The sequence below is a fragment of the Arthrobacter jiangjiafuii genome (genome assembly GCF_018622995.1).
GTDB classification, from domain to species: Bacteria; Actinomycetota; Actinomycetes; order Actinomycetales; family Micrococcaceae; genus Arthrobacter_B; species Arthrobacter_B jiangjiafuii.
Window position 1 is genome coordinate 715,476 of the sequence record NZ_CP076022.1, and the last position, 26,008, is coordinate 741,483.

The following is a 26,008-nucleotide window of genomic DNA, read 5'->3' on the forward strand; positions in this document are numbered from 1 at the left end:
CACAGCGGTCCCGGGCTTCAGCCATGCAACGGAGTTATGCCCGCCGCCCGAGCCGGCCAGGCTACGCGTTTAGCGGGAGGAGAACGCGGCGTCGAACGCGGCCGACGGCGGATCCATAGCCAGTGACCGCACAAACGCCAGGGCCTCGGGTGCGCCGACCAGCCGGTCCATCCCGGCGTCTTCCCATTCCACCGATATGGGCCCCTGATAGCCGATGCTGTTGAGCATCCGGAACGCGTCCTCCCACGGCACGTCGCCGTGTCCGGTGGACACAAAATCCCAGCCGCGCCGCGGATCGGCCCACGGCAGGTGGGAACTGATCCGGCCGTTGCGGCCGTTGGTCATCCGCTTCTTCGTGTCCTTGCAGTCCACGTGGTAGATCCGGTCCCGGAAGTCCCAGAGGAAGGCCACCGGGTCCAGGTCCTGCCAGACGAAGTGGCTGGGGTCCCAGTTCAGGCCGAAGGCCGGCCGGTGTCCGATCGCTTCCAGCGTCCGCACCGTGGTCCAGTAGTCGTAGGCGATTTCGCTGGGATGGACCTCGTGGGCAAAGCGCACCCCCACCTCGTCGAAGACATCCAGGATCGGGTTCCAGCGGTCCGCGAAGTCCTGGTAGCCGGCGTCGACGGCGGCGGCTGAGACCGGCGGGAACATGGCCACGTATTTCCAGATCGAGGACCCGGTGAACCCGATGACCGTCTTCACGCCCAGCGCGGCGGCCAGCCGGGCGGTGTGTTTCATTTCCTCGGCGGCGCGCTGCCGGACCCCCTCGGGGTCGCCGTCGCCCCAGACCTGGTCCGGGAGGATGTCGCGGTGCCGCTGGTCGATCGGGTCATCGCACACCGCCTGCCCCTTCAGATGGTTGGAGATCGCGTACACGCTGAGGTTGTACTTTTCCAGGATGTCCTTGCGGCCCTGGATGTAGTCGGCGTCGTCCCACCGCCAGGGATCCAGGTGGTCGCCCCAGCAGGCGAGTTCCAGTCCGTCGTACCCCCATTCGGAGGCAAGCCGCGCCACTTCCTCCAGCGGCAGGTCGGCCCACTGGCCGGTGAACAGAGTGACAGGTCGGGACATGGCATGCTCCTTCAGATCTCGCGGATCAAGGTTCTCGCGGGTTTGTTCTCACGCTGTTAAGAGGTCAGTGCACGGGGGTCCAGATGCTCGCCTTGCCGGCGCTGCGGGCGACCGCGCCGAGGACTTCCTGGACCTGGAGACCGTCAGCGAACGACGGCGTGGGCTGGGTTCCGGCGGCGATCGCGTCCACCAGGTCCTTCATCTGGTGGACGAATCCATGCTCGTAGCCCAGCGAGTGGCCCGCGGGCCACCAGGCCGACAGATAGGGATGCTCCGGTTCGGTCACCATGATCCGGGTAAAGCCCTGCCGGTCCGGGAGGGCGGCTGCGTCGTAGTACTCCAAAAAGTTCAGGTCCTCCAGATCAAAGCGGACCGCCCCCAGGCTGCCGGACACCTCCAACTGCAGGGCGTTTTTGCGCCCGGTGGCCATCCGGCTGGCCTCGAACGAGCCCAACACCCCGTCCGCGAACCGCCCGGTGAACAGGGCGACGTCGTCCACCGTCACCGGAGCCAGGACCTCGCTGCCGCCGCCGGCCGCGCCCAGCCCGGCGCCGCCGCCCGCGCCGTCCGTTGCTTCCGCCGGAAGCGGGCGGTTCGGCACCAGGGTGTCCAGGGTGCCGCTGACTTCCGTCAGGTCCTGGCCGGTGATGAACTGCGCCAGATCAATGGCATGGGCCGCCAGGTCGCCGAGCGCACCGGACCCCGCGTGCTCCTGCTGCAGCCGCCAGGTCAGCGGGGCATCGGCGTCCACCAGCCAGTCCTGCAGGTACCGGGCGCGGACCTGGCGCACGGTACCGATCGCGCCGGAGGCCACCAGGTTCCGGGCATGGCTGGTGGCCGGCAGCCGGCGGTAGGTGAAGCCCACCATCGCCTTGGCGCCGCGGGCAGCCGCCCGGCCGGCGGCGTCGGCCATGGCCCGCGCCTCCTCCACCGTGTTTGCCAGCGGCTTCTCGCAGAGCACATGCTTGCCGGCTTCCAGAGCGGCGATGGCGATCTCGGCGTGGGAGTTGCCCGGGGTGACAATGTCGACGAGGTCGATATCGTCCCGGGCCACCGCTTCCCGCCAGTCCGTGACCGTTTCAGCCCAGCCCCACTGCCGGGCCGCGTCTTCGGTGCGGCCCCGGTCGCGGCCGGCGAGCAGCGCCAGCTCCGGCCGGAGCGGCAGATCGAAGAACCGCGGGGCCACCCGCCAGGCCTGGGAATGGGCGGCACCCATGAAGCCGTGGCCCACCATGGCCACCCTGAGCGGCTTGTCCGCGTTCATGTTGTTCTCCTTTTGGGGACGGAGCTGAAGGGCTCGACGGCGTTGGACAGGAACCTAGGACTCGAACGCGGTGGGCAGGAACTGCTCCACGTTCTCGCTGGTGACCACGGGGGCATTCAGCACCACCCGGTTGGGCACTTCAATCTCCACCAGGTCGCTCATCGCCTTGTCCTGGACGAGCAGGCGGGCCAACCGGATCCCGTCGGCCGCCTGGGTGTGCGGATAAATGATTGTTGCCTGGAGGACCCCTTCGCCGGACTGGATCTCGCGCATGGCGTTGGCCGATCCGGCGCCGCCGACCATGATGAACTCGTCGCGGCCGGCCGCATCGATGGCCGCGAGCACGCCGATGCCCTGGTCGTCGTCGTGGTTCCACAGCGCGTCGATTTCCGGCGCTGCGGAGAGCAGCTGGGAGGCGGCGGCTTCTCCGCCCTGGACGGTGAAGTCGGCGGCAACCCGGTTGGTGACGTCCAGCCCACAGGATTCCAGGGCGTCCTTGAATCCCTGGCTGCGGTCCTGGGTCAGCGGCAGCGAGTCGATGCCGGCGACCTCGGCCACCACGGCGTCGGGCTGGTCGCCGACCTGCTCGCAGACATAGGTTCCGGCACTGACGCCCATGCCGTAGTTGTCGCCGAGCACGGTGGTCCGGGCGGCAAACGGGCTGGAAAATTCCCGGTCCACATTGACCACCGGGATGCCGGCCTCCATGGCGCGGGTGGCGACGTCGGTGAGCGCCGCGCCGTCGGTGGGCAGCAGCACGATCGCGTCCACGCGGTCATTAATGAACTGTTCCACCTGGCTGATCTGCAGGTTGGCGTCATTGGTGCCCTCGGCCACCCGCAGGTCGATGTCCGGATATTTCTCCGCCTCGGCCAAGGCGGCGGAGTTGATCGCACCCAGCCAGCCGTGGTCTGCGGCGGGGCCGGAGAAGCCGATGACGACGGTGTCTCCCTCGGACTGGTTGCCCTCCACCGAGTTGTTGGTCGGTTCACTGCTGGAATCCTCGCCGCTGGAACAGGCGGTGAGGACGAGTCCGCCAGCGGCTATGAACGCCGCGGTGGTCAGAAGCCGCTTCCGGGCGGATGCGCGTGCTGTCTGCATGGTTTTCTCCTCCGTAGGTGGTAACTGCGCTGCCAAAAGAAGCAGCCGGGAACCCCTCCGCACCCCGCACCTCTTCGTGACACGCGTCACAGTAACAGAAGTCCGGCGAAAAATCGCCAACATACTACTGATGATCGACGTAAGTGTGTAAGCTCCGTCGCATGGAAGCATCCCCAGCCGGATCCGGACCTGCGGCACCCCTGCTTGAAGTACGCCACCTGAGCAAAAGCTTCGCCGGTGTGCGGGCCCTGAAAGACGTGAACCTGGCCGTGCTGCCGGGCGAGGTGCACTGCGTGCTGGGCCAGAACGGTGCCGGAAAATCCACCCTGATCAAGGCCCTCTCCGGGGTCCACCGCCCCGACGGCGGCGAGATCCTGTGGAACGGCGAGCCCGTTGAACTGTCCGGGCCCATGGCCGCGCTGGACCTGGGCATCGCCACGATGTACCAGGAACTGGACGTGGTGGACGGGCTCAACGTCGCGGAGAACATTTTCCTGGGACATGAGGATGCCCGCGCCGGTGTTCTGCGGGTCAAGGATGCGCGGCGCCGTGCCCGCGAACTGCTGACCCGGCTCGGGCACGCGGATCTCTCGCCGACGGCGGAGGTGGGATCGCTGTCCGCCGCCAACAAACAAATTGTCAGCCTGGCCCGGGCGCTGTCCCGCAACGCGCGGCTGATCATCATGGACGAGCCCAGCGCCATCCTGGACTCCGGTGAGGTGGCCAACCTGTTCCGGGTCATCCGGGAACTCACGGCCCAGGACATTGCGGTGGTCTATATCTCGCACCGGCTCGAGGAGATCCGGCAGATCGGCAGCAGCATCTCCGTGATCAAGGACGGGTACAGCACCGCCTCGTCGCTGCCGGTGGCGGCGACCACCCGCGAGGAACTGGTCCGGCTGATGACCGGACGGGACGTCGCCAATGTGTTTCCGGCCCGGGCTCCGGTGCCGGCCGAAGCGCCGGTGGTGCTTCAGGTGCAGGGGCTGGGCCTGGCCGGGTCCTTCCGGGACGTAAGTTTCAGCGTCCGCGCCGGCGAGGTCTTCGGCCTGGCCGGGCTGGTGGGCTCGGGCCGCTCGGAGATCCTGGAAACCGTGTTCGGCGCCCGGAAGGCGACGGCGGGAACGGTCACGGTCACGGGCAAGGAGCTGCGCCCCGGCTCGGTTCCGGCCTCCATCTCGGCCGGCATCGGCCTGTCGCCGGAGGAGCGCAAGAGCCAGGGACTGCTGCTGGAGGAGCCCATCTTCGTGAACGCCACGCTCTCCACCTTTGCCCGGTTCGCCCGGCGCGGGCTGTTGAACGAGCGGCGGGAAAAGGCTGCCGCCCGGGAACAGCTCACCGCGCTGCAGGTGGATCCGCAGGATCCGGACCGGCCGGCCCGCACGCTCTCCGGCGGCAACCAGCAGAAGGTGCTGCTGGGCCGCTGGCTCATCCACGGCACCCGGGTGCTGCTGCTGGATGAACCCACCCGCGGCGTGGATGTGGGGGCCAAGACCGAGATCTACGCCCTGATCCGCGCGCTGGCCGCCAACGGCGTCGCCGTCGTCGTGGTCTCCAGCGAAATCGAGGAGGTCATCGGTCTGGCGGACCGGGTCCTGGTGCTCGACGCCGGCCAGGTCCTGGCCATCCGCAACGCCGAAGACATCGACGAGCACGCCGTGCTTGATCTTGTGTTGAAAGGAAGTGCGCAGTGAGCGACCAGAAGACCACGGCCCTGGAGCAGCCTCCCGGCAGCGGTGCGGCCGACGACGGCGCCGGCCGGTCCCGCGGCAATCCGCTGCGGCAGTTCCTGAGCGGATCGGCAGGGCGCAATATCGGTCTGATCATCGCCCTGGCGGTGCTGTTTATTGTCGGGGCGGTGACCAGTGGGGAGCGGTTCCTGAACCTGGACAATATGCTCACCATCCTGCGGTACGCCTCGATTTTCGGGGTGATCGCGATCGGAGCAACCTTCGTGATTACCGCCGGCGGCATCGACCTCTCGGTGGGTTCGGTGATGGGCCTGACCACGGTCATGGCCACCCTCACCTCAGTGCAGCTGGCCGCCACGAACAGCAGCTGGCTGCTGATGGTGGCCGTGGCACTGGGGGTCGGCGTTGCCGCCGGGCTGGTCAACGGGGTGATCATTGCCTACGGAAACGTGGTGGCGTTCATCGCCACGCTCGCGATGCTGGTGGGAGCCCGCGGCCTGGCCGAACTGATCTCGGGACGCAGCACGCAGATTGTTACCAACCGGGATTTCCTCTCCGTGATGCGCTCGAACGTCCTGGGCGTGCCGCTGCTGATCTGGATCTTCCTGCTGGTGGCTGCCGCGGGCTGGTTCCTGCTCAACCGCACCACCTTCGGGCGGCGGACGGTGGCGATCGGCGGGAACCGGGAGGCCGCCCGGCTGGCGGGGATCAAGGTGAAGCGGCACATTGTCTGGCTGTACGTGCTCTCCGGCCTGACCGCCGGCATCGCCGGGATCATGATGATGGGCCGGACCACCGCGGGGACCTCCACGCACGGTCTGCTGTATGAGCTGGAAGTGATTGCTGCCGTCGTCGTCGGCGGAACGCTGCTGATCGGCGGGCGCGGCACCATCGTGGGTACCGTCCTGGGCGTGCTGCTGTTCAGCACGCTCATCAACGTCTTCACCCAGAACAACCTGGACACCTCGGTGCAGGCCGTGGCGCGGGGCGCGATCATTGTGGTGGCCGTGCTGCTGCAGCAGCGGTTCGCCGTGCCCGGCACACGCAAGGCCTCGACCTGAGTGCGGATCCCTCCGGTCGGCGCCCTAACGCCGACCGCTGTGCTTGAATTGCCCGGTGATCGATGTAAGGAAGACCATGCCCGCAGTCTCGGGAGCCAGTGACCTGTTCCAGCTGCTGCGCGACGGGCAGCCCCGCACCCGCACCGAACTCGCCGACCTGTTCGGCGTCGCCCGCTCCACGGTGGCCCTGCGCGTGGAGGCGCTGATGGAGCTGGGGCTGGTGGCGCCGGTGGACGACGCCGTGTCCACCGGCGGGCGGCCGTCGTCACGGTTTGCGCTGCGGACCGAAACCAAGGCGGTGCTCGGCGTGGACATCGGCGCCTCGCACCTGCGCGTGGGCCTGACCGACCTCTCCGGCGCCCGCCTGGTCGACGCGTCCCGCGACCTGCTGGTGAGCGAGGGCCCGGAGGCGGTGCTGGACACGGTCGCGGAACTGGGCGCTGAACTGCTGCAGCGGGCCGGCCGGTCCGCCGATGACCTGCTGGCAATCGGGATCGGCGTTCCCGGACCGGTGGAGCACAGCACCGGCCGGCCGATCAATCCGCCGATCATGCCGGGCTGGCACGGGTTCGATGTGCCCGGGTACCTGCACGCACGGTTCGGGGTGCCGGTCCTGGTGGACAACGACGTGAACGTGATGTCGGTGGGGGAGCGCGAGGCGGCCTGGCCCGACGTCGAGGACCTGATCTTCGTGAAGGTGGCCACCGGCATCGGCGCCGGAATCATCTGCAACGGAGCACTGCTGCGCGGGGCCGATGGCGTGGCCGGGGATATCGGGCACATCCGGGTGCCGCGCGGCGCGGACATGCTGTGCCGGTGCGGGAACTACGGGTGCCTCGAGGCGGTCGCTGCCGGGCCTGCGGTGGCCCGGAAGCTGCAGGCCTCCGGGCATGCCGCCGAGGACAGCCTGGGCGTGGTGGCGCTGGTGAACCAGGGCGACCACGAGGCGCTCCAACTGGTGCGGCAGGCCGGACGGGATGTGGGTGAAGTCCTGTCCGCCTGCCTGAGCATGATGAATCCGGCGGTGATCGTGATCGGCGGTGCGATGGCGCTGACCGGGGAACACTTTATTGCCGGGGTGCGCGAGGTGATCTATTCGCGGACCATGCCGCTGGCTACGCAGCACCTGCAGATTGTGCAGTCGGCGTCGGGGCTCGACGCCGGCGTGGTCGGGGCGAGCATGCTGGCCATCCAGCACGCGCTGTCGCCGGAGAGTATCGACGGGATGCTGGCCGGGGTTTCGCCTTAGCCACTACATGCCAATTACGCGGCACCGCCATTGGCGAAGAGGACCTGGCCGTTGATCCAGCGGCCGGGTCCGGCCAGGAAAGCAACGGCCTCGGCAATGTCCTCCGGAGTGCCGAGCCGCTCCATCGGGTTGAGCTTCGCGATCGCGTCGATCTGTTCCTGCGTTTTGCCGGTGAAGAACAGCGGGGTGGCGGTGGGGCCCGGCGCGATGGCATTGACGGTGATGTCCCGGCCGCGCAGCTCGCGGGCCAGGATGAGGGTCATGGCCTCCACTGCTCCCTTCGACGCGGCATAGGCGCCGTAGCCGGGCATCTGCAGCCGGGTCATCGAGGTTGAGAAGTTGATGATCGCCCCGCCCGCGCGCAACTGGCGGGCCGCAAGCTGGTTGACCACAAAGGTGCCGCGGACATTGGTCCGCTGGATCCGGTCAAAAATCTCCAGGTCCATTGCCGCAATCGGGGCCAGCGGCATGATGCCGGCGGTGTTGACCACCACGTCGATCCCGCCGAATGCCTCGATGGCCGCGGCAAACATCTCCTGCATCTGATCCTCGTCGGCGACATCCCCGCCGAAAACCACCGCTGTTCCACCCGCGACGACGACGGCGTCGGCCGTTTCCTGCGCGGCCTGTGCATTGCCGCTGTAGTGGATGAGGACGCGGACACCGTCGTCGGCCAGCCGCAGGGCAGCGGCCCGGCCGATGCCTCCGGAACCACCGGTGATGATGGCCGAGCGCTGGGACGATGCGGTCATGGGAGCCTCCTGGGTGTGGCTGGCGAACCGGCAGTGATGTTCCCGGTGGGCCCATTCTGCCCACCGCAGCACAGGCCCGGTAGCGTGCTCCTCAGAAGTGCACAGGCTGACAGGGTCGCAGGCCCTCGTGGCCCCTGCCCTGGTTGCGGTGGCCGCTGGAATCGCTGCGATTCGGACGGGGCCGGGAACCTGAAAGAATGGAACCCCCGGTCGGCCGCCGTGCCGAGCGGCCCCGGTCTGCCACACAGTCTCACGCACCGAAACGGAGCTCCACCTTATGTCTTCTGATTCACCCGCCAACCCGTTCGGCATTTCGGCGGAACAGCGCGTCACGGTCTACGGCGCCCAGGGCCGCCCGGAGATCGCCGCGTTCCTGCCCGCGCACGCATTCCTGGCGGAGCCGGGCGCCAACGTGCCAGCCGACGTCGTCCTGCTGGTTGTGGGCTCGGCAGCGGATCTGGCGCACGATCTGTCCGGTGCCGCCGCTGCGGTGGAAGCCGGCGGCGTGCTGTGGGTCTGCTATCCCTCCGCAACTGTCGAGGGTGAGGACCGCGACCTGAACCGCGACACCGTGGCCTCGCTGCTGGCAGCCAACGACTGGGAGCCGCTGGCGGACGTTACTTTGGGCGAAAAGTGGTCGGCCGTGCGCGGCCAGCCGACCGGGAAATAGCAGGTTCGCGGCGGCCCCGGGGGACCGGGTGCCGCCGCGGAAATCAGCCCTGCTGCTGCGCCGCCCACTCGGCAACCCGGCGGGCGCTTTCCTCCTCGGACAGGTCCTCGACCCGGGTGAGCACCGACCAGCGGACGCCGAACGGATCGCGGATGCTGGCGTACCGGTCCCCGCTGGCGAACGTGGTCACCGGTTCCCGGATCACGGCGCCGGCCGCCTCGGCCCGGGCCACCACGTCGTCGACGTTGGAGCAGTACAGGCCGAGCGAATAGCAGTCAGCATCGCCCTCCGGTGCCGGAATCAGTCCGTAGTCGGGGGAGGGCTCGCCCAGTTGGAGCCGGCCGTTGCCGAAATCCAGTTCGGCATGCGCCACGACGCCGCCCATCTCGGTCACATCGACCACCCGGGCGCCGAAAATGTCCCGGTAGAAGCCGATCGCCTCGCGGGCTCCCGGCACGGCCAAAAACGGTGTGACACTGGTGGAACCGTGCGGCACGCCGTTGGTGGTGTAGGTGCCGGTGACGCCGGTGGTGGTCTGGTTTTCCGGGGAAGTGTTCTGTGAAGTAGTCATGACTCCACGCTAGGCAGCCGCTGCACGGCGGGCTTGAAGATTCACGACAATTCATGCACGACAACGCAGCAGGGATTTTCCGGGGCGAAGGGGAGGCCGGCATGGACGAGCAGTGGCGCGGCACCCTCTATCCCGCCCGGCTGCCCACCTTCCACCGGCTGCCTGCACTGCCGGAGCTGGCGGACCGGATCCGCTGGGTCTGGATTCCGGAATGGAACCTCGCCCCGGGCCGGGTCTCGCGCCAGGAGCTCCTGCCGTTTCCGGCGCTGAACTTCGTGGTCCAGCCCGACGGCGTCACTCTGTCCGGCCCGGCGACCCGCCGCGCCCACCGGGACCTGCGGGGGAGCGGCTGGGCCGTGGGTGCGCTGCTGCGCCCGGCCGCCGTGCCCGCCTTCACCGCCAATCCCGGGGCCCTGCTCGACACCGAGATCCCGTTCCCGGCTCCGGACCTGCACGCAGCGGTCATTGCTGCGATGTCCGCGGAACCCAACGCAAAGGACGACGGCGGCCGCCATCGCGCCCAGGCGGCAGCCGCCGTCGTGCGCTGGTTTCGTGACCACCTCCCGCCGCCCGCGCCCGAAGCGGCACTGGCCAACCGGCTCGAGGAACTGATCCAGGCCGACACTGCGCTGACCCGCGTGGATCAGGCCGCCGGGCAGCTGGGCGTCTCGGTCCGCACCCTGCAGCGCCTGGCCCGGCGCTATGTGGGGCTGCCGCCGCTGGCGATGATCCGCCGCTACCGGCTGCAGGAGGCGGCCGAGCGGCTGCGGACCGAGCCTGGACTGGCCATCGCCGATATTGCCGCGGAGCTGGGCTACGCCGACCACGCCCACCTGACCGCCGCCTTCCGCGACGTCCTGGGCTTCACCCCCAGCGGCTACCGCCGGTCCTCACAACCCGATTAGCCCAGACACACGCCGGCGAATAGCGCCAAAAACCCGGCGGAATCAGCCCACAGCGGCAGCATTGCGATTGCATAACTATGTCCAGCACTCTTGTCGCGGCCCGCCGCGGATGGATATGTTGTCTTCGCCTGCAAATTAGTGACGGTCGCTCCGTCATCGGGGCGCTACAGCGTTGTATCCGTCCGATCCAGCTGCTTTTAGAGGCGTTTCACCAGCGGCAGGATCCTTTTCAAAAGGTTCAATGATGACCCGAATCAAGCATGTCTCGACTCTCTTTCTGGCCCTTGGACTCACCGCAGGCTTGGCTGCCTGCGCCCCGGCCGGATCCAATGACGCGGGCGGCGAAGGTGATGCCGCCGTCGCCGAATGCAACGTCGGCATCTCCATGCCGACCCGCAGCCTGGAACGCTGGATCAACGACGGCGAGGGACTGAAGGAAAAGCTCGAAGCCAAGGACTGCACCGTGGACCTGCAGTACGCGGATGACAAGACCGACCAGCAGATCAGCCAGATCCAGAACCAGGTGGCCGGCGGAGCCAAGATCCTCGTGGTCGCCGCCATCGACGGCAAGGTCCTGGGCCCCACGCTGGAAAGCGCCAAGGAGCAGGACGTTACCGTCATCGCCTACGACCGCCTGATCAACGGCACCGATGCCGTGGACTACTACGCCACCTTCGACAACTACAAGGTCGGCCAGCTGCAGGGCGAATTCATCGAGGAACAGCTCGGCCTGGCCGAGGGCAAGGGTCCGTTCAACCTGGAGCCCTTCGCCGGCAGCCCGGATGACAACAACGCCGCGTTCTTCTTCTCCGGCGCCTGGGACGTGCTGCTCCCGTACGTGGAGAGCGGCCAGCTGGTGGTTCCCTCCGGCAAGTCCCCGGCGGACAACGAGGGCTGGACCGCCATCGGCATCCTGGGCTGGAAGTCGGCGGACGCGCAGTCCGAGATGGACAACCGGCTGCAGTCCTTCTACACCGGCGGTGACAAGGTCGATGTCGTGCTCTCGCCCAATGACAGCCTGGCGCTGGGTATCGAAGCCTCGCTCGACAGCGCCGGTTACCAGCCCGGCGCCGACTGGCCGGTGATCACGGGGCAGGACGCCGACGTCGCGAACGTGAAGGCGATGCTCTCCGACCGGCAGTCGATGACCGTCTGGAAGGACACCCGCGAGCTCGGCACCCAGGTCGAGACCATGATCGACGCCCTGGTCGCGGGCAACGAGGTGGAGGTCAACGACACCGAAACCTACGACAACGGGATCAAGGTGGTGCCCACCTACATCCTGGAGCCGCAGGTTGTCGTCAAGGACGACGTGCAGACGACGCTGGTGGACTCCGGCTTCATGAGTGCCGGCGACGCCGGCCTCTAGCCCCGGCCGACCAGCCGCCCGGAACGCGGGGCGCGGCTCATCCGAGCGCCCCGCGTTCCAAACGGACTTCTTTCTGCAGCGAAACGAGAACGGCATGAACGACGTCATCCTCTCCATGGACGGCATAACCAAGGAGTTCAACGGCATCAAAGCGCTCGACGGCGTTTCGGTGGACATTGAACGCGGCGGGGTGCACGCGATCTGCGGCGAAAACGGTGCCGGCAAATCCACCCTGATGAAGGTGCTCAGCGGGGTGTATCCGCACGGCAGCTTCGAGGGCACCATCACGCTCGAGGGCAAGGACGTGTCCTACGGCTCGATCAACGACAGCGAGCGGGACGGGATCGTGATCATCCACCAGGAACTGGCGCTCAGCCCGTACCTGTCGATCGCGGAGAACATCTTCCTAGGCAACGAGGTCTCCCGCGGCGGGGTGATCGACTGGAACCAGACCAACCTGAGGGCCGCGGCCCTGCTGGAGCGCGTGGGCCTGGACGAGAACCCGGCCACGAAAATCCTCGAACTCGGCGTGGGCAAGCAGCAGCTGGTGGAGATCGCCAAGGCATTGTCCAAGGAAGTGAAGATCCTGATCCTGGACGAGCCCACCGCCGCCCTGAACGACGGCGATTCGGCGCACCTGTTGGGGCTGATCGACCAGCTCCGCGGGCAGGGCATCACCTCGATCATCATTTCCCACAAGCTCAACGAAATCCGGGCCATCGCCGACGTCGTCACCGTGATCCGCGACGGGCAGACCATCGACACCTTTCCGGTGGACGATACCGACGACATCGAAACCCGGATCATCCGCGCCATGGTCGGCCGGCCGCTGGACAGCCAGTTTCCGGAGCGGACCCCGCAGATCGGCGTGGAACGGTTCCGGGTCGAGGACTGGACCGTGCACCACCCGGTGGACGTGGACCGCGTCGTCGTCGACAACGCCTCCTTCAATGTCCATGCCGGAGAGATCGTGGGCTTCGCCGGGCTGATGGGCGCCGGGCGCACCGAACTGGCGATGAGCATTTTCGGCCGCTCCTACGGCTCGGGTATCTCCGGGCGGGTGTTCAAGGACGGCGTGGAGATTTCCACCCGCACGGTGGGGGAGGCGATCCGCAACGGCCTCGCCTACGTCAGCGAGGACCGCAAGCGCTACGGGCTGAACCTGATCGGCAGCGTCACCGTCAACGTCTCCGCCGCCGCGCTGCGCAAGCTCGCGAAACTGGGCGTCATCGACCGGAACCGCGAATACTCCGTGGCCGACGAGTACCGGCAGCGGATGAACATCAAAACGCAGACCGTGTCCTCGATCGTAGGCAACCTCTCCGGCGGGAACCAGCAGAAGGTCGTCCTCAGCAAGTGGATCTATTCCGGTCCGGACGTGCTGATCCTGGATGAGCCGACGCGCGGGATCGACGTCGGTGCCAAGTTTGAAATTTACGGAATCATCAACGAGTTGGCGGCGGCCGGCAAGGCCGTGATCGTCATCTCGTCCGAGCTGCCCGAACTGATCGGGCTCGCCGACCGCATCTACACCATCGCCGAAGGCCGGCTCACCGCCGAGGTGGCCCGCGGCGACGCGACCCAGGAGGAACTCATGCGCCACATGACCGCCGACCGGAACCAAGGAGCACAGGCCCCGTGACCACCGCCACCCCAGAACAGGCGCGCTCCCCGCTTCCGCCGCGCCCCACCAAGCCGGCCAGAAAGCGCCCCCGCGTGGACCTGCGCCAGTACGGCATTCTCGCCGCGCTCGTCGTCATCATCCTGCTCTTCCAGATCCTCACCGGCGGCCGGCTGCTGTATCCGGGCAACGTCTCGAACCTGATCCAGCAGAACGCCTATGTGCTGATCCTGGCCATCGGCATGGTCATGGTGATCATTGCCGGGCACATTGACCTGTCCGTGGGGTCGGTGGTGGCAGTGGTCGGCGCCGTCGCGGCACTGTCCATGAACGACTGGGGCCTGCCCTGGTGGGGTGCCGTTGTCCTGGCGCTCGTCGTCGGGGCCCTGATTGGCGCGTGGCAGGGGTTCTGGGTGGCGTTTGTGGGCATACCGGCGTTCATTGTCACGCTGGCCGGGATGCTCATTTTCCGCGGACTGGCGCTGGTGCTGCTCACCGGCGGCACGGTCAGCGGACTGCCGCGGCCCTACGTCGCGATCAGTGCCGGCACCCTGCCCGCCACCGGCTCCCCGGATTTGATCACCCTGGGCATCGGCGCGATTGCCTCGGTTGCGGTGATTGTGCAGCAGCTCAGGGCACGCGCTGACCTGCAGCGCCTCGGCCTGCCGCGCGAGCGGGCCGCGTCCTTCTGGTTCAAGATCGGCATAGCCGTGGTTGCCATCATGTACCTGTGCTACCTGCTGGCCTACAGCCGGGGCACACCGATCATCCTGATCACCCTGGCCGTGCTGGTGCTGGCATATTCCTTCCTGCTCACCCGGACCGTGTTTGGCCGGCACATTTACGCAATGGGCGGGAATTTGAACGCGGCACTGATGTCCGGAGTGAAAACGCAGTGGGTGAACTTTTTCATCTTCGTGAACATGGGGTTCCTCGCCGGTCTGGCCGGCGTGGTCAGCACCTCCCGGGCCGGCGGAGCGGTGGCCTCGGCCGGGTCAGGGTTCGAGCTGGACGCCATTGCCGCCGTGTTCATCGGCGGAGCGTCCGTGCAGGGCGGGGTGGGCACCGTGATCGGCGCGGTGATCGGCGGCCTGGTGATGGGCGTGCTGAACCAAGGCCTGTCCATCCTGTCCGTGGATGCCGCCTGGCAGCAGGTTATCAAGGGCCTGGTACTGCTGGCGGCGGTGGCGTTCGGGTTCAGCCGCCGGAGGAGCGCGCGGTAGGTCTTTGGTACTGAAGACGACGACGGCGGGTATTCCCGGGCCAGCGCCTGACGCGGGCGCGGTAGAAAGAAAGATGACGGCGGCCGCTCCAGAGGGAGCGGCCGCCGTCATCTGGCCATCCAACAGACGTCGTCGTCGGTGACAATCGACGGGATGGGCTCGCGGTACGGGTGACCAGGGTATGGCGATCAGTTGATTGTCGCCAAACGGCGTCAGGCCCTCACAATGTGGTTGAGCTTAGGCGGAAGGGTATTTCCAGACCCATCCGCCGGACCCTGACGGATCAAAGGATATTTCACCGGTTGGTGTAGTCACATCGAGGATGACTAATCCGTTTAGCTTTTCGCCCTTGCCGAAGAAGTCAGGTAGCAACTGAGTATTGTCTACGAGGCAGTTTTGTTGGATAGAGGTGTCAACGGTGTTCATGCGCGTGCCGTTAGGTGCGTAGCCCTTCCAATCGCGGGCACCGAAGCTGACCAGGCCGTCTTGGCCATTTACGTTCAGAGGACCGACGAATGTGGCCGTGGTTTCGATTTCCAGAGAAACAGCCAATGCTGTCCCCGTCGGGGGTGTGGCGTAGGGTGCGTCGCATTCGATTGCCTTTATCGAGGTCACCTTGAATTTCATGGTGGGCTCATCGGCTTCCTCATCGGTAAAAAGACCGGCCGTCTCGCCGATCTCTTTAATGATTTGCCCGCGATCGTTCTCAGCGACGGTAGGGGTCATTTCAGCCGCGGCCGACGGCGAAGCGGCGGAGTCTACAGAGACGTCCTGTGATGGAGCCGGAGTAGAAGAACACGCTGTCAGAGCCAATGCCAACAGTGCTGTTCCTATGGTAATTCGAGCAGAATTCAATTTTCCCCCATAAAGCGTAAGTTTCAACTCCGCAATCGTACAGGCGCTTACCAGCGCTGCGGACGTCCTGGGCGCCCGAAGCGGAGCGCGCGGTAGGTCTTTGGTACTGAAGACGACGACGACGGCGGCCGCCTTCCGCGATCGAGCGCGGGGCGGCCGCCGGACTCTTTTCTCTGACCCCGCCACCACCTAATCTGGCGGCGTAGCTGTAACTACTGCCCACCCCACGGAGTACAAGGAGACCGCTATGTCGACCACCCTGAATCCCTATCTCAGCTTCCGGGACAACGCGAAGGAGGCCATGAGCTTCTACCAGAGCGTCTTCGGCGGCACGCTGGAAAGCAGCACCTTCGCGGACATGAACATGGCCGAGGACCCGTCCGAGGGGAGCAAGATCATGCACTCCTCGCTGACCACCGACGACGGCCTGGTGATCATGGCCTCGGACACCCCGTCCAGCATGAACCTGGACGAGGGCAGCAGCTATTCCATCTCGATCAGCGGCGACGACGGCGACCGGCTACGCGGTTACTGGGACAAGCTGCTCGACGGCGGCCAGATGACCATGCCGCTGGAAAAGGCGCCCTGGGGCGACGTCTTCGGCATGCTGACCGATAAGTTCGGGACCAGCTGGATGATCAGCATCGAGACTGAGGATTCGCAGGGCTGAGCACCGGAGCCCTGAGCCCGGAGCCGCACAGCTGAGCCGGGCCGAAGCCAGCACGCTTAGCGGGTGACTGACTCGCTCTGGCTCAGCAGGCTGAGCTCCGCACGCGTCGGCAGTCCCTCCCAATCGCCGTAGGCAAGGCAAGCGAACGCTCCGGTCTGCACTGCCAGCTCCAGCCGTTCTGCGGGGGCCTTGCCCGCCATCAGTTCGGCCAGATATCCGGCCACGAAAGCGTCACCGGCGCCCACTGTGTCCACCGGATCGATCGGCACCGCAGGCTGGTGATACAGCTGGCCGTCGATGACTGCCACGGTGCCCTTGGTGCCCAGCTTGATGATCGCCTCCGCGGGCCCAAGGTCAACCAGCAGCCGGGCCAGGTCGGCGGGATCGGCCGCCGGCCCGACGGCGAGGGCTGCTTCCTCGTCGCCCGCGAAGACGATGTCCACCAGCGGAATGATCTCCTGATAAGACCGGGTGGCTTCCGCTGCCGTCCACAGGTTGGAACGGTAGTTGAGGTCGAATGAGACGGTGACCCCGGCGGAGCGGGCCACGTCGATGGCGGAGCGGATGGTCTTGGCCGCCGACGGCGAGAGCGCGGGCGTGATGCCGGTGACGTGGAGGACCGCGGCCCCCTGAATAAGGCCCGGATCCACGTCCTCGGGAGAAAGCCGGGAACCGGCGCTGCCGGCCCGGTAATAGCTCACCTTCTGCTTGGCCGCGGTTCGGCGCTCCTTCATCATCAGGCCGGTGGGCGCGCCGGGATCTTCCACTGCTCGGACGGTCACGCCCTCGGCCCGGATCTCGCGCCGGACCAGCGTGCCCAGGGAGTCCGTTCCGGTGCGGCCGCACCAGATCGCAGTCCCGCCGAGCCGCTGGATGCCGATGGCGACGTTGGATTCGGAGCCTCCCATGCCCAGCCCCATCGACGCCACATGGGCCAACGGCCCCGGCTGCTCGGCGGTCAGGAGCCCCATGGTTTCACCGATGGTCACCAGATACGGTGAAGTGATCTGCTGATTCACAGCGCGGACCCCGCTTCGTCAACAGCGGCCCGCAGCCGGACGGCGCGGTCCGTGAGTCGGCGCAGGTCGCCGCCGTCGAACGCATCCCCCAGGAGTGGCCCGCCCACGCTGACCGCCAGGGCTCCCGCCTTCACCCAGGCAACGGCGTCGTCAATGCCCACGCCGCCGGAGGGGACCACCTGGATATTGGGGAATGGCCCGCGCAGCGCCGACACGTAACCCGGGCCGACCACCGAGGCCGGAAAGACCTTCACCGCCGTCGCTCCCGCCGACCAGCCGTTGAACAGCTCGGTGGGAGTGAGCCCGCCCGGATAGATGGCCACGCCGCGCCGGACGGCCGCCTCGATGATGGCGGTATTGGTCGCTGGGGTCACCAGATAGGAGGCGCCGGCGTCGATGGCCCGCTCGGCGTCGTCAACGCTGGTCACCGTGCCCACCCCGAATTCCGCGGTGTCACCGAAGCGTTTGTGCAGCAGCGGCAGCTCCTCGAAAACACCGGGGGTGCTCAGCGTCAGTTCGACGCTGAGCACCCCGCCCTCAATCAGTGCCTCCACCACGGGGGCGTAGGCACTGGCATGGGAGGCACGCATGACGGCGATGGTCCGGGTGCTCGTGAGGATCGGGGAGGCCGGCGTGCGTTCAGCGGCTGGGATGGGCTGTTCGGTGGAAAACAAGGCGGGTCCTTTGGTCTCGACGTGCGGTGAAACAGGTTCGACGTGCGCGGGATACGGGCTGCCGCCCCGAAGGCGGCAGAAGGATCAGCGGCCGAGCCAGCCGCCGTCGACGGGGAGGACGACGCCGTGGACATAGTCGGACGCGGGGGAGGCCAAAAACACCGTGGCTCCTGCCAGGTCCTCCGGACGCCCCCAGCGTGCCGCCGGAATCCGCTCCAGGATTCCGCGCTCGCGGTCCGGGTCATCCTGCAGGGCCTGCGTGTTGTCGGTGGCGATGTAGCCGGGGGCAATCGCGTTGACGTTCACGCCCTGCGGAGCCCATTCATTGGCCAGGGCCTTGGTGAGGCCGGCAATGGCGGATTTGGACGCGGTGTAGCCGGGGACGTTGATGCCGCCCTGGAAGCTCAGCAGCGAGGCGGTGAAAATGATCTTTCCGCGGCCGTTTTCCAGCATGTGCTGTCCGATCTCGCGGCTGAGCACAAACTGGCTGGAGAGGTTCACCTGGATGACGTGGTCCCACATCTCATCCGGGTGCTGGGCGGCGGGAGTCCGGGCGATGGTGCCGCCGTTGTTGACCAGGATGTCGATGGGTCCGGCTGCCCGCAGGTAGGCGGCGAGCTCGTACACGGCGGCGCGGTCGGCGAAGTCGGTGCTCATGGCGGTGAACCGGCGTCCGAGCGCGGTGACTTCCTTCTCCACTCTGCTGCCCGAGGATTCGAGGGTCGCGGAGACTCCGATGATGTCGGCTCCGGCTTCGGCAAGGGCGATGGCCATGGCCAAACCGATTCCGCGGCGGGCACCGGTGACAACGGCGGTTTTTCCGCTCAGGTCAAAGGGGTTGGGGGTATTCATTTGGCCACCTCGCGGCAATCGACAAGAACCTTCATGACTCCGCCGGATTCGAGGGCGAGGAATCCGTCCGTAACGTCCTGCAGCGAAACGACCCGGGAGATCATCTGGCGGGCCGGAACGGCGCCCTTGGCGACCAGCCGGACGGCTTCCTCGAAATCCTCCCGCTGATAGAGCCGGGCGCCGAACATTTCCAGCTCCCGCCAGAAGAAGCGGTGCAGGTCGATTTCCTTGGGTTTGGGGTGGATCGCGACCATCACGAGCCGGCCTCTGGTGGTCAGGACGTCCACGGCCGAGTTGACCCCTGCAGCGGCACCGGAGACCTCGAAGGCGACGTCGGCTCCGGCGCCGTCAGTTTCCTGCATCACGTAGTCCACGAGGCTGCGTTCCGTCGGATCGATGGTGGCAATACCGAAGCCTGCGGCTGTCTGTCTCCGGCCGGCGTCGAGCTCCACCAGGACCACCCGGGCGCCCTGCTGCAGGGCGACGCAGGCGATGAGCTGGCCCACGGGTCCGCCACCGATTACGACGACGAAGTCGGAGGCAGTGACCTTGGCCCGGCGGACGTCATGGACGGCGACCGCGGTGGGCTCGATGAGCGCCGCTTCGTCCAGGGGCAGACCGTCTGGCAGGGCGACGAGGATGTCGGCCGGGACGTTCCAGCGGCTCTGCATCGAGCCTTCGGAATCGATGCCGACGAAGTTCAGATGGTGGCAGATGTGGCTGTTGCCGCGCCGGCAGGCGGGGCAGGTACCGCAGGAGACAGTGGGCATGACGGTCACCGGCTGCCCGGGGGTCCATCCGGTGACGCCCTCGCCCACGGCGGTGATGGTGCCGGACATCTCATGGCCGATGATGGCCGGCATGCTGACCCGGGAATCCATGTCGCCGTGGAAGATGTGCAGGTCGGTTCCGCAGAGGCCGGTGAAGGCGACGGCGATCTGCACTTGCCCCGGCTGGGGCGGGGCGGCCTGGGGCTCGTCGAGAGTGAAACTCCGGGAGCCGGTATAGGCGGCAGCGGTCATGATGTGCTCCTAGTGAAGAGGGGAAGAATAACCGGGTTCGGGACCCGTGCCCCGGTAGCCCAGGGCGTGTGAAATGGCTGCTGCCGTGGCGAGCAGGTCGTCGGACATTGCTTCGATCTGCTCGTCGGAATGCTCGATGGACAGGGTGGAAATGCTCAGTCCGTAGCGGACGACGCCGGTGTGGTCGTGGACGGGGGCCGCGATGCAGGCGATGCCCGGCACGTTTTCCCCGCGGTCCCGCGCGGTGCCCCGGCGGCGGACGTCGTCGAGCTCCCGCTTGAAGTCCTCCACCGTGGCGATGGTGGCATCGGTGATCCGGGCCATGCCGGCCCGGGCCAGCATGCGTTCCACCGTTTCGTCGTCGTAAGTGGCCAGCACTGCCTTGCCGATTCCGGTGGTGTGCAGCGGAACGGTCAGGCCCACCCGGGACGGCATTTTGTAGGGCTTATCGGAGTCCTTGCGGAGAATGTAGAGGACCGCGTCACCGCTGATGGCCCCCATGTGGACGGTGCAATGGATGGTATCCACCAGCTGGTCGACAAAAGGCTGCGCAATGGAGGAGATATCAATGCGTTCCAGGGCCTTGCTGGCCAATGCGAGGATTGACGGTCCCGGCAGGTATTGTCCGTTCGCATCAATGGTCACGAACCGCCGTTCCACCAGGGTGGAAATCAGCCGGTGCACCGTTGCCTTGGGAAATCCCGTGGCCGCGACAACCTCGGTGAACCGTGAATGCTCCAAGGCCGCTTCCAGCACAATCAGCGTTTTTTCGCTGGTGCTCGGGGTTGAAGGGGCTGCCTGCGCGGACGAATTGTTTACCATGACCGTCTTTCCTGATGTTGGGATACATCCATCATGGTCCGCTAACGCAGTTCGGTGATAGCGACGGCATCCATATCGTCAAAGGACTGGTTTTCGCCGGCCATGGCCCAGACAAAGGAATAACTGGCGGAGCCAACCCCGGAATGAATGGACCAGCTGGGGGAAATGACAGCAGTCTGGTTGCCCACCATCAGGTGGCGGGTTTCCTCGGGTTCACCCATGAGGTGCACCACCCGGGCGTCCTCGGGGAGGTCGAAGTAGAGGTACGCCTCCATCCGCCGGTCATGGGTGTGGGCCGGCATGGTGTTCCACATGCTGCCGGTGTGCAGGGTCGTGACGCCCATGACGATCTGGCAGCTCTTGACGCCGTTTTCGTGGATGTACTGGTTCAGCGTTCGGCGGTTGGAGGTTTCGGCGTCGCCGAGTTCCCGAACCGTTCCGTTGCCGGCTTCGACCAGGGTGGTGGGGAAGGCCGTGTGGGCGGGGGCGGAGAAGATGTAGAAACGGGCGGCGTCTTCGCCGTCGGAGGTGAACACCACTTCCCGGGCGCCGCGGCCCACGTAGAGGCAGGAGCCGTGCTTCAGGGCGTAGGTTTCGCCGTCGACGGTGACGGTGCCGGCACCGCCCACGTTGATGATGCCGCCTTCCCTGCGTTCGAAGAAGGTGTCCGACCGCAGTTCCGGAAAGGTGGGAAGCGGCAGCGGGCCGCCGGCCGGCGTCGCGCCCGCCAGCACCACGCGGTCCTGGTGGGAGTAGACGGCGCGGACCTGGCCGTCGATGAACAGGTCATCGACCAGGAACCGGCTGCGCAGTGCGGCAGCGTCCAGGGTGGGGATTTCGCTCGGGTTTGTCGAGTACAGCACGTCCATGGGAGGTCCTTTGATGGTGATTGAGTAAATGGGGGAGCAGCCGGGGTGGTGGAGCTACAGGAATCCGAGGGCCCGGGGCAGCCACAGCGACAGTTCGGGGACAAAGGTGATGATGAGCAGCAGGATGATCAGGACCGCCATGAAGGGCATCAGCTTGACGATCACCGGGCCGATTTCGACATTGGACACCTGGGCGCCGACAAAGAGCACGGGAGCCGATGGCGGCGAGATCACCGCGATCGAGAGGTTGAAGACCATCATGATGCCGAAGTGCACCGGGTCCACGCCGTAGCTGACGGCGATGGGCAGGAAGATCGGCGTGAAGATGAGGATGGCCGGCGTCGCGTCCAAGGGGATGCCGATGATCAGCAGCAGCACCATCATGATCAGCAGCACCACAACCTTGCTGTCGGTCCAGCCGAACAGGCTTTCGGCGAGCAGGGCCGGAATCCGGGTGAAGCTCATGACGAAGGACATGATCGTGGAAACACCGATCAGGAAGATGACCACGGAGCTGGTGCGGGCGGCGTTCATCAGGATGCCCGGCAGGTCCTTGATCTTGATGCTGCGGTAGATGAAGGAGAGCAGCAGCGCGTAGACCACCGCGACGGCGGAGCCTTCCGTGGGGGTGAAGAAGCCGGAGACGATGCCGCCGATGACGACGACGATCAGGCTCAGCGAGGGCAGCGCCTGCAGGAAGACCAGGAGGGCTTCCTGCGGCCGTGCCCAGCGTTCGGCCTTCAGTTCCGGGTGGCGCTTGGCGTAGAAGTACACGACCACCATGCAGGTCAGGCCCCAGAGGATGCCGGGGATGTAGCCGGCCATGAACAGGGCGCCCACCGAGGTGCCGCCGCTGGCCAGTGCATAGATGATGAGGGTGTTGCTCGGCGGGATCAGCAGGCCGCTGGGTGCGGCGGCGACGTTTGCCGCCGCGCTGAAGGCCGGGTCATAGCCCTGCTTTTTCTGGATGGGGGCGGTGGTTGAACCGACGGCGGCGGCAGTGGCCACGGCGGAGCCGCTGACGGCACCGAAGAGCATGCTGGCCAGGACGCCGGTCTGGACCAGCGGTGCAGGCGTTTTGCCGACCATGACTTTCGCCAGGTTGATTAGCCGGATGGCTATGCCGCCGTTGTTCATGATGACGCCGGCCAGGACAAAGAACGGTATGGCCAGCAGTGCAAACGAATTGACGCCATTGAACATCCGCTGTGCCGAGGCCAGTGCGCCGTCCTGGAATCCGAGGACATAAATCATGGAGATGGCGGAGGGAAGGGCCACGCTGATGCTGATCGGAGCTCCGATGGCCAGCAGGATCACCATGCCGCCGATGAGTATCGTGGCGACGGTTAATGCATCTGTCATAGCTCAACCTGGATCTCTTCGGGTGCGGTTGCGTCTTCCTTCGCCGCGATGATCCGGACAAAGTGGTAGCAGAGGTAGTACGTGAGCAGTACGCCGGCAACGGGGACGGCCAGGTACAGGACGCCCTGGTTAACCGGAAGGACGGGGTTGGCCTGGTTCCAGGACAGGGAGGCATTGAGGTAGCCGCCGTAGACCATGATCACCGTCGCAAAGCTGATGGCGGTGAGGTAGGCCAGGGCCGTTACCCAGCGCTGGGCCACAACCGGAAGTTTCTTCACCAGGATGTCGATGGCCACGTCTGCCCGTTCCCCGGTGGCCACGGAGATGCCGATCAGGCTCAGCCAGATGAAGGTGTAGCGCGAGGCCTCTTCGGACCAGACGCTGGGATCGTTGAATACCAGCCGGGTGAGGATCTGCCAGCACACGAGGAGGATGAGCAGCGCAAACAACACGATGCACAGCGTTCTCAGGACGGCATCGACCGCCTGCTTAAGCTTGGTCATTTCTGTGACTTCCGGTTGCGGCTTCGCGGCTTAGCGCGCAGCGTCGATCTTCTCGAAGATGGCCTTCGTGACGTCGTTGTTGACCTTGTCCTCGTGCAGCGGGGTCACTGCCTCACGGAACGCTTCGACGTCGGCCTCGTGGAAGGTGGCGCCGGCGGCCTCGGCCTTTGCCTTGGCCTCGGAGACCTTGGAGTCGAAGGACGCCAGTTCGCTGTCCACGGATTCGGCGAAGAGGGTTTCCAGTGCCTCGCGCTGCTCGTCGCTGAAGGCGGCCATCACGGTCGGATTGGCAACGAAGTAGTCGGGGATCATCAGGTGCTTGGTGTAGGAGTAGTGCTTTGCGATTTCAGCGTGGGCCAGGTCGGCGTAAATGAGCTCGTTGTTCTCCGCGCCGTCCAGGACGCCGGACTGGATGGCGGTGTAGACATCGCCCTGCGGCATCGGCGTTCCCACCCCGCCCATCATGCCGAGCATGGCGACATTCGTGTCCGAGGAGATGATGCGGATCTTCTGTCCGGCGAGATCCTCAGGGGTCTCTACCGGGGCGCCCGTGTACACGTTGCGGACGCCGCCGTGATAGGCACCGACAATAGAGATGCTTTCGGAGGTTTCCAATGAATCGAAGAGCTCGCCGGTGATCTCGGGGTCATTGAGGACGGACATCTGGTGTTCGGGGGAGTCGTAAACGTACGGAAGGTTCAGGACGGAGAAATCCGGGTTGAAGGCTTCCAGCAGTGGTCCGGCAACAATGGCCATATCCACTGCACCGGACTGCACCAGTTCCAAAGTTTCAGCCTGCGAACCCAATTGCTCATCAGGGAAAAGCTCAAGCTCGAATGCGCCGTCGGTAGCCTCTTTCAACTTGTCGCTGAGTTCGGTGATTGCCACAGCCTGGGGGTGTGAGGCGTTCTGGTTGAATGCCACTTTCAAAACCTTGGTGGACTCCGTTCCCGCGTCACCGCCGCAGGCGCTAAGGCCCATCATTGCCACGGACGAGACGGCCAGAACGGCAAGAACCTTGTTTCGATGCATGTGAATTCCTCTTCGTTGAGCCCACACAAGTGGGCGCCTCATTGCGCCTTGGAACCAGAACGAACTGCCACACATCACTAGCCGTCTAACAGCTTCTGGCGAGAATGGAACTCAGTTCCATTTCCGCAACGCTAATGTGAACTGCATCACAGGTCAAGGGATTTGAGCACTTGTTATCCGAGAGGTTTTTTGCCGGTCGCTCGTTGTGCGGACGCTTCAGAGGGCTTCTGCCGTGGCTTTCGCCGGGTTTCAGCGGTTGGCTGGCTGCCGGAGCCCCCGGATAAACTCGGGGAATGATCACCACAGGTATTACGCCGTCATTTGTTCGTGGAGCGGCGGAGCTCGAAACAACTGCCCGCGGGCTTCGGCCGCACCGGCTGCCGACATGGGTGCGTACCCGCTTTCCCGACCCACAGCTCCTGATGGCCGAAGGGCAGCCTTCCGGTGTCCGGCTGGTACTCACGACGACGGCGGAGGTCCTGGAGGTTGTAGTGCACCCGTCCCGGGTGGTTTACCGCGGCGCGGACCGGCCCCGTGGGAGCCTTGACCTGGTGGTCGACGGCGAGCTGCTGCAGAGCGACGAACTCACGGGAGGTTCGTATACCGAGGTGGACATGTCCACCGGTGCGGGCAGCCTAGTGGATGGGCCCTCGCACGTCGGTGTGTTCCGTGGCCTGCCCGCCGGGCCCAAGGTGGTGGAGATCTGGCTGCCGCACAACGAGTCCGTGGAACTGGTGGAACTGCGCACAGATGCACCGGTATTGCCCCACCGCTCAGACAAGCCCGTGTGGCTGCACCACGGCAGCTCCATCAGCCACGGATCAAATGCCGCCACCCCCTCGCAAATCTGGCCGGCGGTTGCGGCCCGCGCCGGCGGCGTCGAACTCCATAACCTGGGCCTGGGCGGAAGCGCCCTGGTGGATCCGTTGACTGCGCAGGTGATGCGCGATAGCCCGGCCGATTTCATCAGCGTGAAGCTGGGCATCAACGTGGTGAATATGGATTCCATGCGGCTGCGCTCGTTCGTTCCCGCGGTGCACGGATTCCTGGATACGATCCGCGAGGGGCATCCCGAAACCCCGTTGGTGCTCATCTCACCCATTTTCTGCGGCATCCACGAGGACACTCCGGGGCCGGGGGCCTTCGATCCGGCATCCTTTGGCGCCGATCAGGTGAAGTTCATTGCCACCGGTTCACCGGACGGGGTGGCTGCGGGACAGCTGACCCTGCGGGTGATCCGCGAGGCGCTAGCGTCACTGGTGTCCCGCCGGGCTGAGGATCCGAACCTGCACTATCTGGACGGGTTGAGTCTCTACGGTGCAGCGGATGCTGAATCCCACCCGTTGCCCGACGCGCTGCATCCCGACACTGTCTCCCACCGTCTAATCGGGGAGCGGTTTGCTGAGTATGCGTTCGCCGATGAGGGGCCGTTTGGGCAGGTAAACGCGGCGGAGACCGTCTCCTAGGTGGATCGTTGGATTCGGGCGGCCCGGCTGTCCAGCTCGGAGATGACAGCCTTCTCGGACGAGTTGGCGGCCCCGTCGACTGTGGCGACCCGATTGGCAACGTCGAGGATGTCGCTCAAGTCGCCCGACCGAGCAGATCCCAATCTTGGTGACGGTGCGCTGCAGGAGCATCTTTCCAACGAACGGGAGTCCCCTCGGCAGCGGCCAAAACCTGACCTGAGATAAGTCTTGATGCAATTTGTGCACCACCCAGTGCTGCCCTCCGCCAGGGTGCGTTCGACAGCGCTCATTGCCCCGGTACCTAGTCGTCTTAC

25 protein-coding genes are annotated in these 26,008 nt (G+C 66.0%); 10 read left to right on the forward strand and 15 right to left on the reverse strand.

Features of this window, described 5'->3' with window-relative positions; all coding sequences use genetic code 11:
• Positions 1 to 69: 69 nt before the first annotated feature.
• The 3 genes from KKR91_RS03495 to KKR91_RS03505 form a co-directional block, all read right to left on the reverse strand.
• Positions 70 to 1,071, reverse strand: a complete 1,002-nt coding sequence (locus KKR91_RS03495; RefSeq protein ID WP_210229910.1) for a sugar phosphate isomerase/epimerase family protein — start codon at positions 1,069 to 1,071, stop codon at positions 70 to 72.
• A 64-nt stretch (positions 1,072 to 1,135) separates the two neighbouring features.
• Entirely contained in the window at positions 1,136 to 2,335 is a 1,200-nt protein-coding gene (locus KKR91_RS03500) for a Gfo/Idh/MocA family protein (RefSeq protein WP_237687473.1), read from the reverse strand.
• A 54-nt stretch (positions 2,336 to 2,389) separates the two neighbouring features.
• Positions 2,390 to 3,436: a substrate-binding domain-containing protein gene (locus tag KKR91_RS03505; RefSeq protein WP_210229912.1), complete on the reverse strand. Its 1,047-nt coding sequence runs from the start codon at positions 3,434 to 3,436 to the stop codon at positions 2,390 to 2,392.
• Positions 3,437 to 3,597: 161 nt separating this feature from the next.
• On the opposite strand from KKR91_RS03505, the gene KKR91_RS03510 reads away from it, so the two are divergent.
• The 3 genes from KKR91_RS03510 (at position 3,598) to KKR91_RS03520 (ending at position 7,437) form a co-directional block, all read left to right on the forward strand.
• Positions 3,598 to 5,130: a sugar ABC transporter ATP-binding protein gene (locus KKR91_RS03510; protein WP_210229914.1), complete on the forward strand. Its 1,533-nt coding sequence runs from the start codon at positions 3,598 to 3,600 to the stop codon at positions 5,128 to 5,130.
• Positions 5,127 to 6,188 carry an ABC transporter permease gene (locus KKR91_RS03515; protein ID WP_210229916.1) on the forward strand — a complete coding sequence of 354 codons (1,062 nt, stop codon included), beginning with the start codon at positions 5,127 to 5,129 and terminating at the stop codon, positions 6,186 to 6,188. The genes KKR91_RS03510 and KKR91_RS03515 overlap by 4 nt, the downstream gene beginning before the upstream one ends.
• Positions 6,189 to 6,264: 76 nt before the next feature.
• Entirely contained in the window at positions 6,265 to 7,437 is a 1,173-nt protein-coding gene (locus tag KKR91_RS03520; protein WP_210229918.1) for an ROK family transcriptional regulator, read from the forward strand.
• Positions 7,438 to 7,451: 14 nt separating this feature from the next.
• Here the strand turns inward: KKR91_RS03520 and KKR91_RS03525 are convergent, their stop codons facing one another.
• Entirely contained in the window at positions 7,452 to 8,189 is a 738-nt protein-coding gene (locus tag KKR91_RS03525) for an SDR family oxidoreductase (RefSeq protein ID WP_210229919.1), read from the reverse strand.
• Between the two features lie 277 nt (positions 8,190 to 8,466).
• Here KKR91_RS03525 and KKR91_RS03530 point away from each other — a divergent pair, with 277 nt between their 5' ends.
• The gene (locus KKR91_RS03530) at positions 8,467 to 8,859 is read left to right on the forward strand and encodes a hypothetical protein (protein ID WP_210229921.1); all 393 of its coding nucleotides are present in this window, start codon (positions 8,467 to 8,469) and stop codon (positions 8,857 to 8,859) included.
• A 43-nt stretch (positions 8,860 to 8,902) separates the two neighbouring features.
• Here the strand turns inward: KKR91_RS03530 and KKR91_RS03535 are convergent, their stop codons facing one another.
• Entirely contained in the window at positions 8,903 to 9,430 is a 528-nt protein-coding gene (locus KKR91_RS03535) for a VOC family protein (protein WP_210229923.1), read from the reverse strand.
• A 53-nt stretch (positions 9,431 to 9,483) separates the two neighbouring features.
• Between KKR91_RS03535 and KKR91_RS03540 the strand changes: the two genes are divergently transcribed.
• The 4 genes from KKR91_RS03540 (at position 9,484) to mmsB (ending at position 14,548) form a co-directional block, all read left to right on the forward strand.
• Positions 9,484 to 10,335, forward strand: a complete 852-nt coding sequence (locus KKR91_RS03540; RefSeq protein ID WP_337925349.1) for an AraC family transcriptional regulator — start codon at positions 9,484 to 9,486, stop codon at positions 10,333 to 10,335.
• Positions 10,336 to 10,576: 241 nt separating this feature from the next.
• Positions 10,577 to 11,704 carry a multiple monosaccharide ABC transporter substrate-binding protein gene (chvE, locus tag KKR91_RS03545; protein ID WP_210229926.1) on the forward strand — a complete coding sequence of 376 codons (1,128 nt, stop codon included), beginning with the start codon at positions 10,577 to 10,579 and terminating at the stop codon, positions 11,702 to 11,704.
• A 94-nt stretch (positions 11,705 to 11,798) separates the two neighbouring features.
• Entirely contained in the window at positions 11,799 to 13,346 is a 1,548-nt protein-coding gene (gene mmsA, locus KKR91_RS03550) for a multiple monosaccharide ABC transporter ATP-binding protein (protein ID WP_210229928.1), read from the forward strand.
• The gene (gene mmsB, locus KKR91_RS03555; RefSeq protein WP_210229930.1) at positions 13,343 to 14,548 is read left to right on the forward strand and encodes a multiple monosaccharide ABC transporter permease; all 1,206 of its coding nucleotides are present in this window, start codon (positions 13,343 to 13,345) and stop codon (positions 14,546 to 14,548) included. Before mmsA ends, mmsB begins: the two co-directional genes overlap by 4 nt.
• Before the next feature lie 237 nt (positions 14,549 to 14,785).
• Here mmsB and KKR91_RS03560 read toward each other — a convergent pair whose 3' ends face one another.
• On the reverse strand, positions 14,786 to 15,367 hold the full coding sequence (locus KKR91_RS03560; RefSeq protein WP_210229932.1) for a hypothetical protein: 582 nt from the start codon (positions 15,365 to 15,367) through the stop codon (positions 14,786 to 14,788).
• Between the two features lie 283 nt (positions 15,368 to 15,650).
• On the opposite strand from KKR91_RS03560, the gene KKR91_RS03565 reads away from it, so the two are divergent.
• Positions 15,651 to 16,073: a VOC family protein gene (locus KKR91_RS03565; protein ID WP_210229934.1), complete on the forward strand. Its 423-nt coding sequence runs from the start codon at positions 15,651 to 15,653 to the stop codon at positions 16,071 to 16,073.
• Positions 16,074 to 16,129: 56 nt separating this feature from the next.
• Here the strand turns inward: KKR91_RS03565 and KKR91_RS03570 are convergent, their stop codons facing one another.
• From KKR91_RS03570 to KKR91_RS03610, 9 genes are all read right to left on the reverse strand, one after another.
• Positions 16,130 to 17,092 (reverse strand): sugar kinase, encoded by a 963-nt coding sequence (locus tag KKR91_RS03570; protein WP_237687474.1) that lies wholly within the window; start codon positions 17,090 to 17,092, stop codon positions 16,130 to 16,132.
• Positions 17,089 to 17,766 (reverse strand): bifunctional 4-hydroxy-2-oxoglutarate aldolase/2-dehydro-3-deoxy-phosphogluconate aldolase, encoded by a 678-nt coding sequence (locus KKR91_RS03575; protein ID WP_237687475.1) that lies wholly within the window; start codon positions 17,764 to 17,766, stop codon positions 17,089 to 17,091. The genes KKR91_RS03570 and KKR91_RS03575 overlap by 4 nt, the downstream gene beginning before the upstream one ends.
• An 84-nt stretch (positions 17,767 to 17,850) precedes the next feature.
• Positions 17,851 to 18,618: an SDR family oxidoreductase gene (locus tag KKR91_RS03580; RefSeq protein ID WP_210229937.1), complete on the reverse strand. Its 768-nt coding sequence runs from the start codon at positions 18,616 to 18,618 to the stop codon at positions 17,851 to 17,853.
• Positions 18,615 to 19,640, reverse strand: coding sequence for a zinc-dependent alcohol dehydrogenase (locus KKR91_RS03585; RefSeq protein ID WP_210229939.1), 1,026 nt, complete (start codon positions 19,638 to 19,640; stop codon positions 18,615 to 18,617). Before KKR91_RS03585 ends, KKR91_RS03580 begins: the two co-directional genes overlap by 4 nt.
• Positions 19,641 to 19,649: 9 nt before the next feature.
• Entirely contained in the window at positions 19,650 to 20,462 is an 813-nt protein-coding gene (locus tag KKR91_RS03590) for an IclR family transcriptional regulator (protein ID WP_210229941.1), read from the reverse strand.
• 41 nt (positions 20,463 to 20,503) lie between these two features.
• Complete coding sequence (gene kduI / locus KKR91_RS03595; RefSeq protein ID WP_210229943.1) at positions 20,504 to 21,331, reverse strand: 5-dehydro-4-deoxy-D-glucuronate isomerase; 828 nt, start codon at positions 21,329 to 21,331, stop codon at positions 20,504 to 20,506.
• Between the two features lie 54 nt (positions 21,332 to 21,385).
• On the reverse strand, positions 21,386 to 22,693 hold the full coding sequence (locus KKR91_RS03600; protein WP_210229946.1) for a TRAP transporter large permease: 1,308 nt from the start codon (positions 22,691 to 22,693) through the stop codon (positions 21,386 to 21,388).
• Positions 22,690 to 23,196, reverse strand: coding sequence for a TRAP transporter small permease (locus KKR91_RS03605; protein WP_210229948.1), 507 nt, complete (start codon positions 23,194 to 23,196; stop codon positions 22,690 to 22,692). The genes KKR91_RS03600 and KKR91_RS03605 overlap by 4 nt, the downstream gene beginning before the upstream one ends.
• Before the next feature lie 30 nt (positions 23,197 to 23,226).
• Positions 23,227 to 24,228, reverse strand: coding sequence for a TRAP transporter substrate-binding protein (locus KKR91_RS03610; protein ID WP_210229950.1), 1,002 nt, complete (start codon positions 24,226 to 24,228; stop codon positions 23,227 to 23,229).
• Positions 24,229 to 24,521: 293 nt separating this feature from the next.
• On the opposite strand from KKR91_RS03610, the gene KKR91_RS03615 reads away from it, so the two are divergent.
• Positions 24,522 to 25,694, forward strand: a complete 1,173-nt coding sequence (locus KKR91_RS03615) for a GDSL-type esterase/lipase family protein (protein ID WP_210229951.1) — start codon at positions 24,522 to 24,524, stop codon at positions 25,692 to 25,694.
• Positions 25,695 to 26,008: the final 314 nt, after the last annotated feature.

Excerpts from the sequence above, each read along its gene's own strand:
- KKR91_RS03500 (WP_237687473.1), bottom strand. The coding sequence starts at position 2,335 with ATGAACGCGGACAAGCCGCTCAGGGTGGCCATGGTGGGCCACGGCTTC.
- KKR91_RS03615 (WP_210229951.1), top strand. The coding sequence starts at position 24,522 with ATGATCACCACAGGTATTACGCCGTCATTTGTTCGTGGAGCGGCGGAG.
- KKR91_RS03525 (WP_210229919.1), bottom strand. The coding sequence starts at position 8,189 with ATGACCGCATCGTCCCAGCGCTCGGCCATCATCACCGGTGGTTCCGGA.
- kduI (WP_210229943.1), bottom strand. The coding sequence starts at position 21,331 with ATGGACGTGCTGTACTCGACAAACCCGAGCGAAATCCCCACCCTGGAC.
- KKR91_RS03535 (WP_210229923.1), bottom strand. The coding sequence starts at position 9,430 with ATGACTACTTCACAGAACACTTCCCCGGAAAACCAGACCACCACCGGC.
- KKR91_RS03610 (WP_210229950.1), bottom strand. The coding sequence starts at position 24,228 with ATGCATCGAAACAAGGTTCTTGCCGTTCTGGCCGTCTCGTCCGTGGCA.
- KKR91_RS03540 (WP_337925349.1), top strand. The coding sequence starts at position 9,484 with ATGCACGACAACGCAGCAGGGATTTTCCGGGGCGAAGGGGAGGCCGGC.
- KKR91_RS03600 (WP_210229946.1), bottom strand. The coding sequence starts at position 22,693 with ATGACAGATGCATTAACCGTCGCCACGATACTCATCGGCGGCATGGTG.
- mmsA (WP_210229928.1), top strand. The coding sequence starts at position 11,799 with ATGAACGACGTCATCCTCTCCATGGACGGCATAACCAAGGAGTTCAAC.
- KKR91_RS03585 (WP_210229939.1), bottom strand. The coding sequence starts at position 19,640 with ATGACCGCTGCCGCCTATACCGGCTCCCGGAGTTTCACTCTCGACGAG.
- KKR91_RS03530 (WP_210229921.1), top strand. The coding sequence starts at position 8,467 with ATGTCTTCTGATTCACCCGCCAACCCGTTCGGCATTTCGGCGGAACAG.
- chvE (WP_210229926.1), top strand. The coding sequence starts at position 10,577 with ATGATGACCCGAATCAAGCATGTCTCGACTCTCTTTCTGGCCCTTGGA.
- KKR91_RS03605 (WP_210229948.1), bottom strand. The coding sequence starts at position 23,196 with ATGACCAAGCTTAAGCAGGCGGTCGATGCCGTCCTGAGAACGCTGTGC.
- KKR91_RS03590 (WP_210229941.1), bottom strand. The coding sequence starts at position 20,462 with ATGGTAAACAATTCGTCCGCGCAGGCAGCCCCTTCAACCCCGAGCACC.
- KKR91_RS03510 (WP_210229914.1), top strand. The coding sequence starts at position 3,598 with ATGGAAGCATCCCCAGCCGGATCCGGACCTGCGGCACCCCTGCTTGAA.
- KKR91_RS03495 (WP_210229910.1), bottom strand. The coding sequence starts at position 1,071 with ATGTCCCGACCTGTCACTCTGTTCACCGGCCAGTGGGCCGACCTGCCG.
- KKR91_RS03520 (WP_210229918.1), top strand. The coding sequence starts at position 6,265 with ATGCCCGCAGTCTCGGGAGCCAGTGACCTGTTCCAGCTGCTGCGCGAC.
- KKR91_RS03580 (WP_210229937.1), bottom strand. The coding sequence starts at position 18,618 with ATGAATACCCCCAACCCCTTTGACCTGAGCGGAAAAACCGCCGTTGTC.
- KKR91_RS03565 (WP_210229934.1), top strand. The coding sequence starts at position 15,651 with ATGTCGACCACCCTGAATCCCTATCTCAGCTTCCGGGACAACGCGAAG.
- KKR91_RS03505 (WP_210229912.1), bottom strand. The coding sequence starts at position 3,436 with ATGCAGACAGCACGCGCATCCGCCCGGAAGCGGCTTCTGACCACCGCG.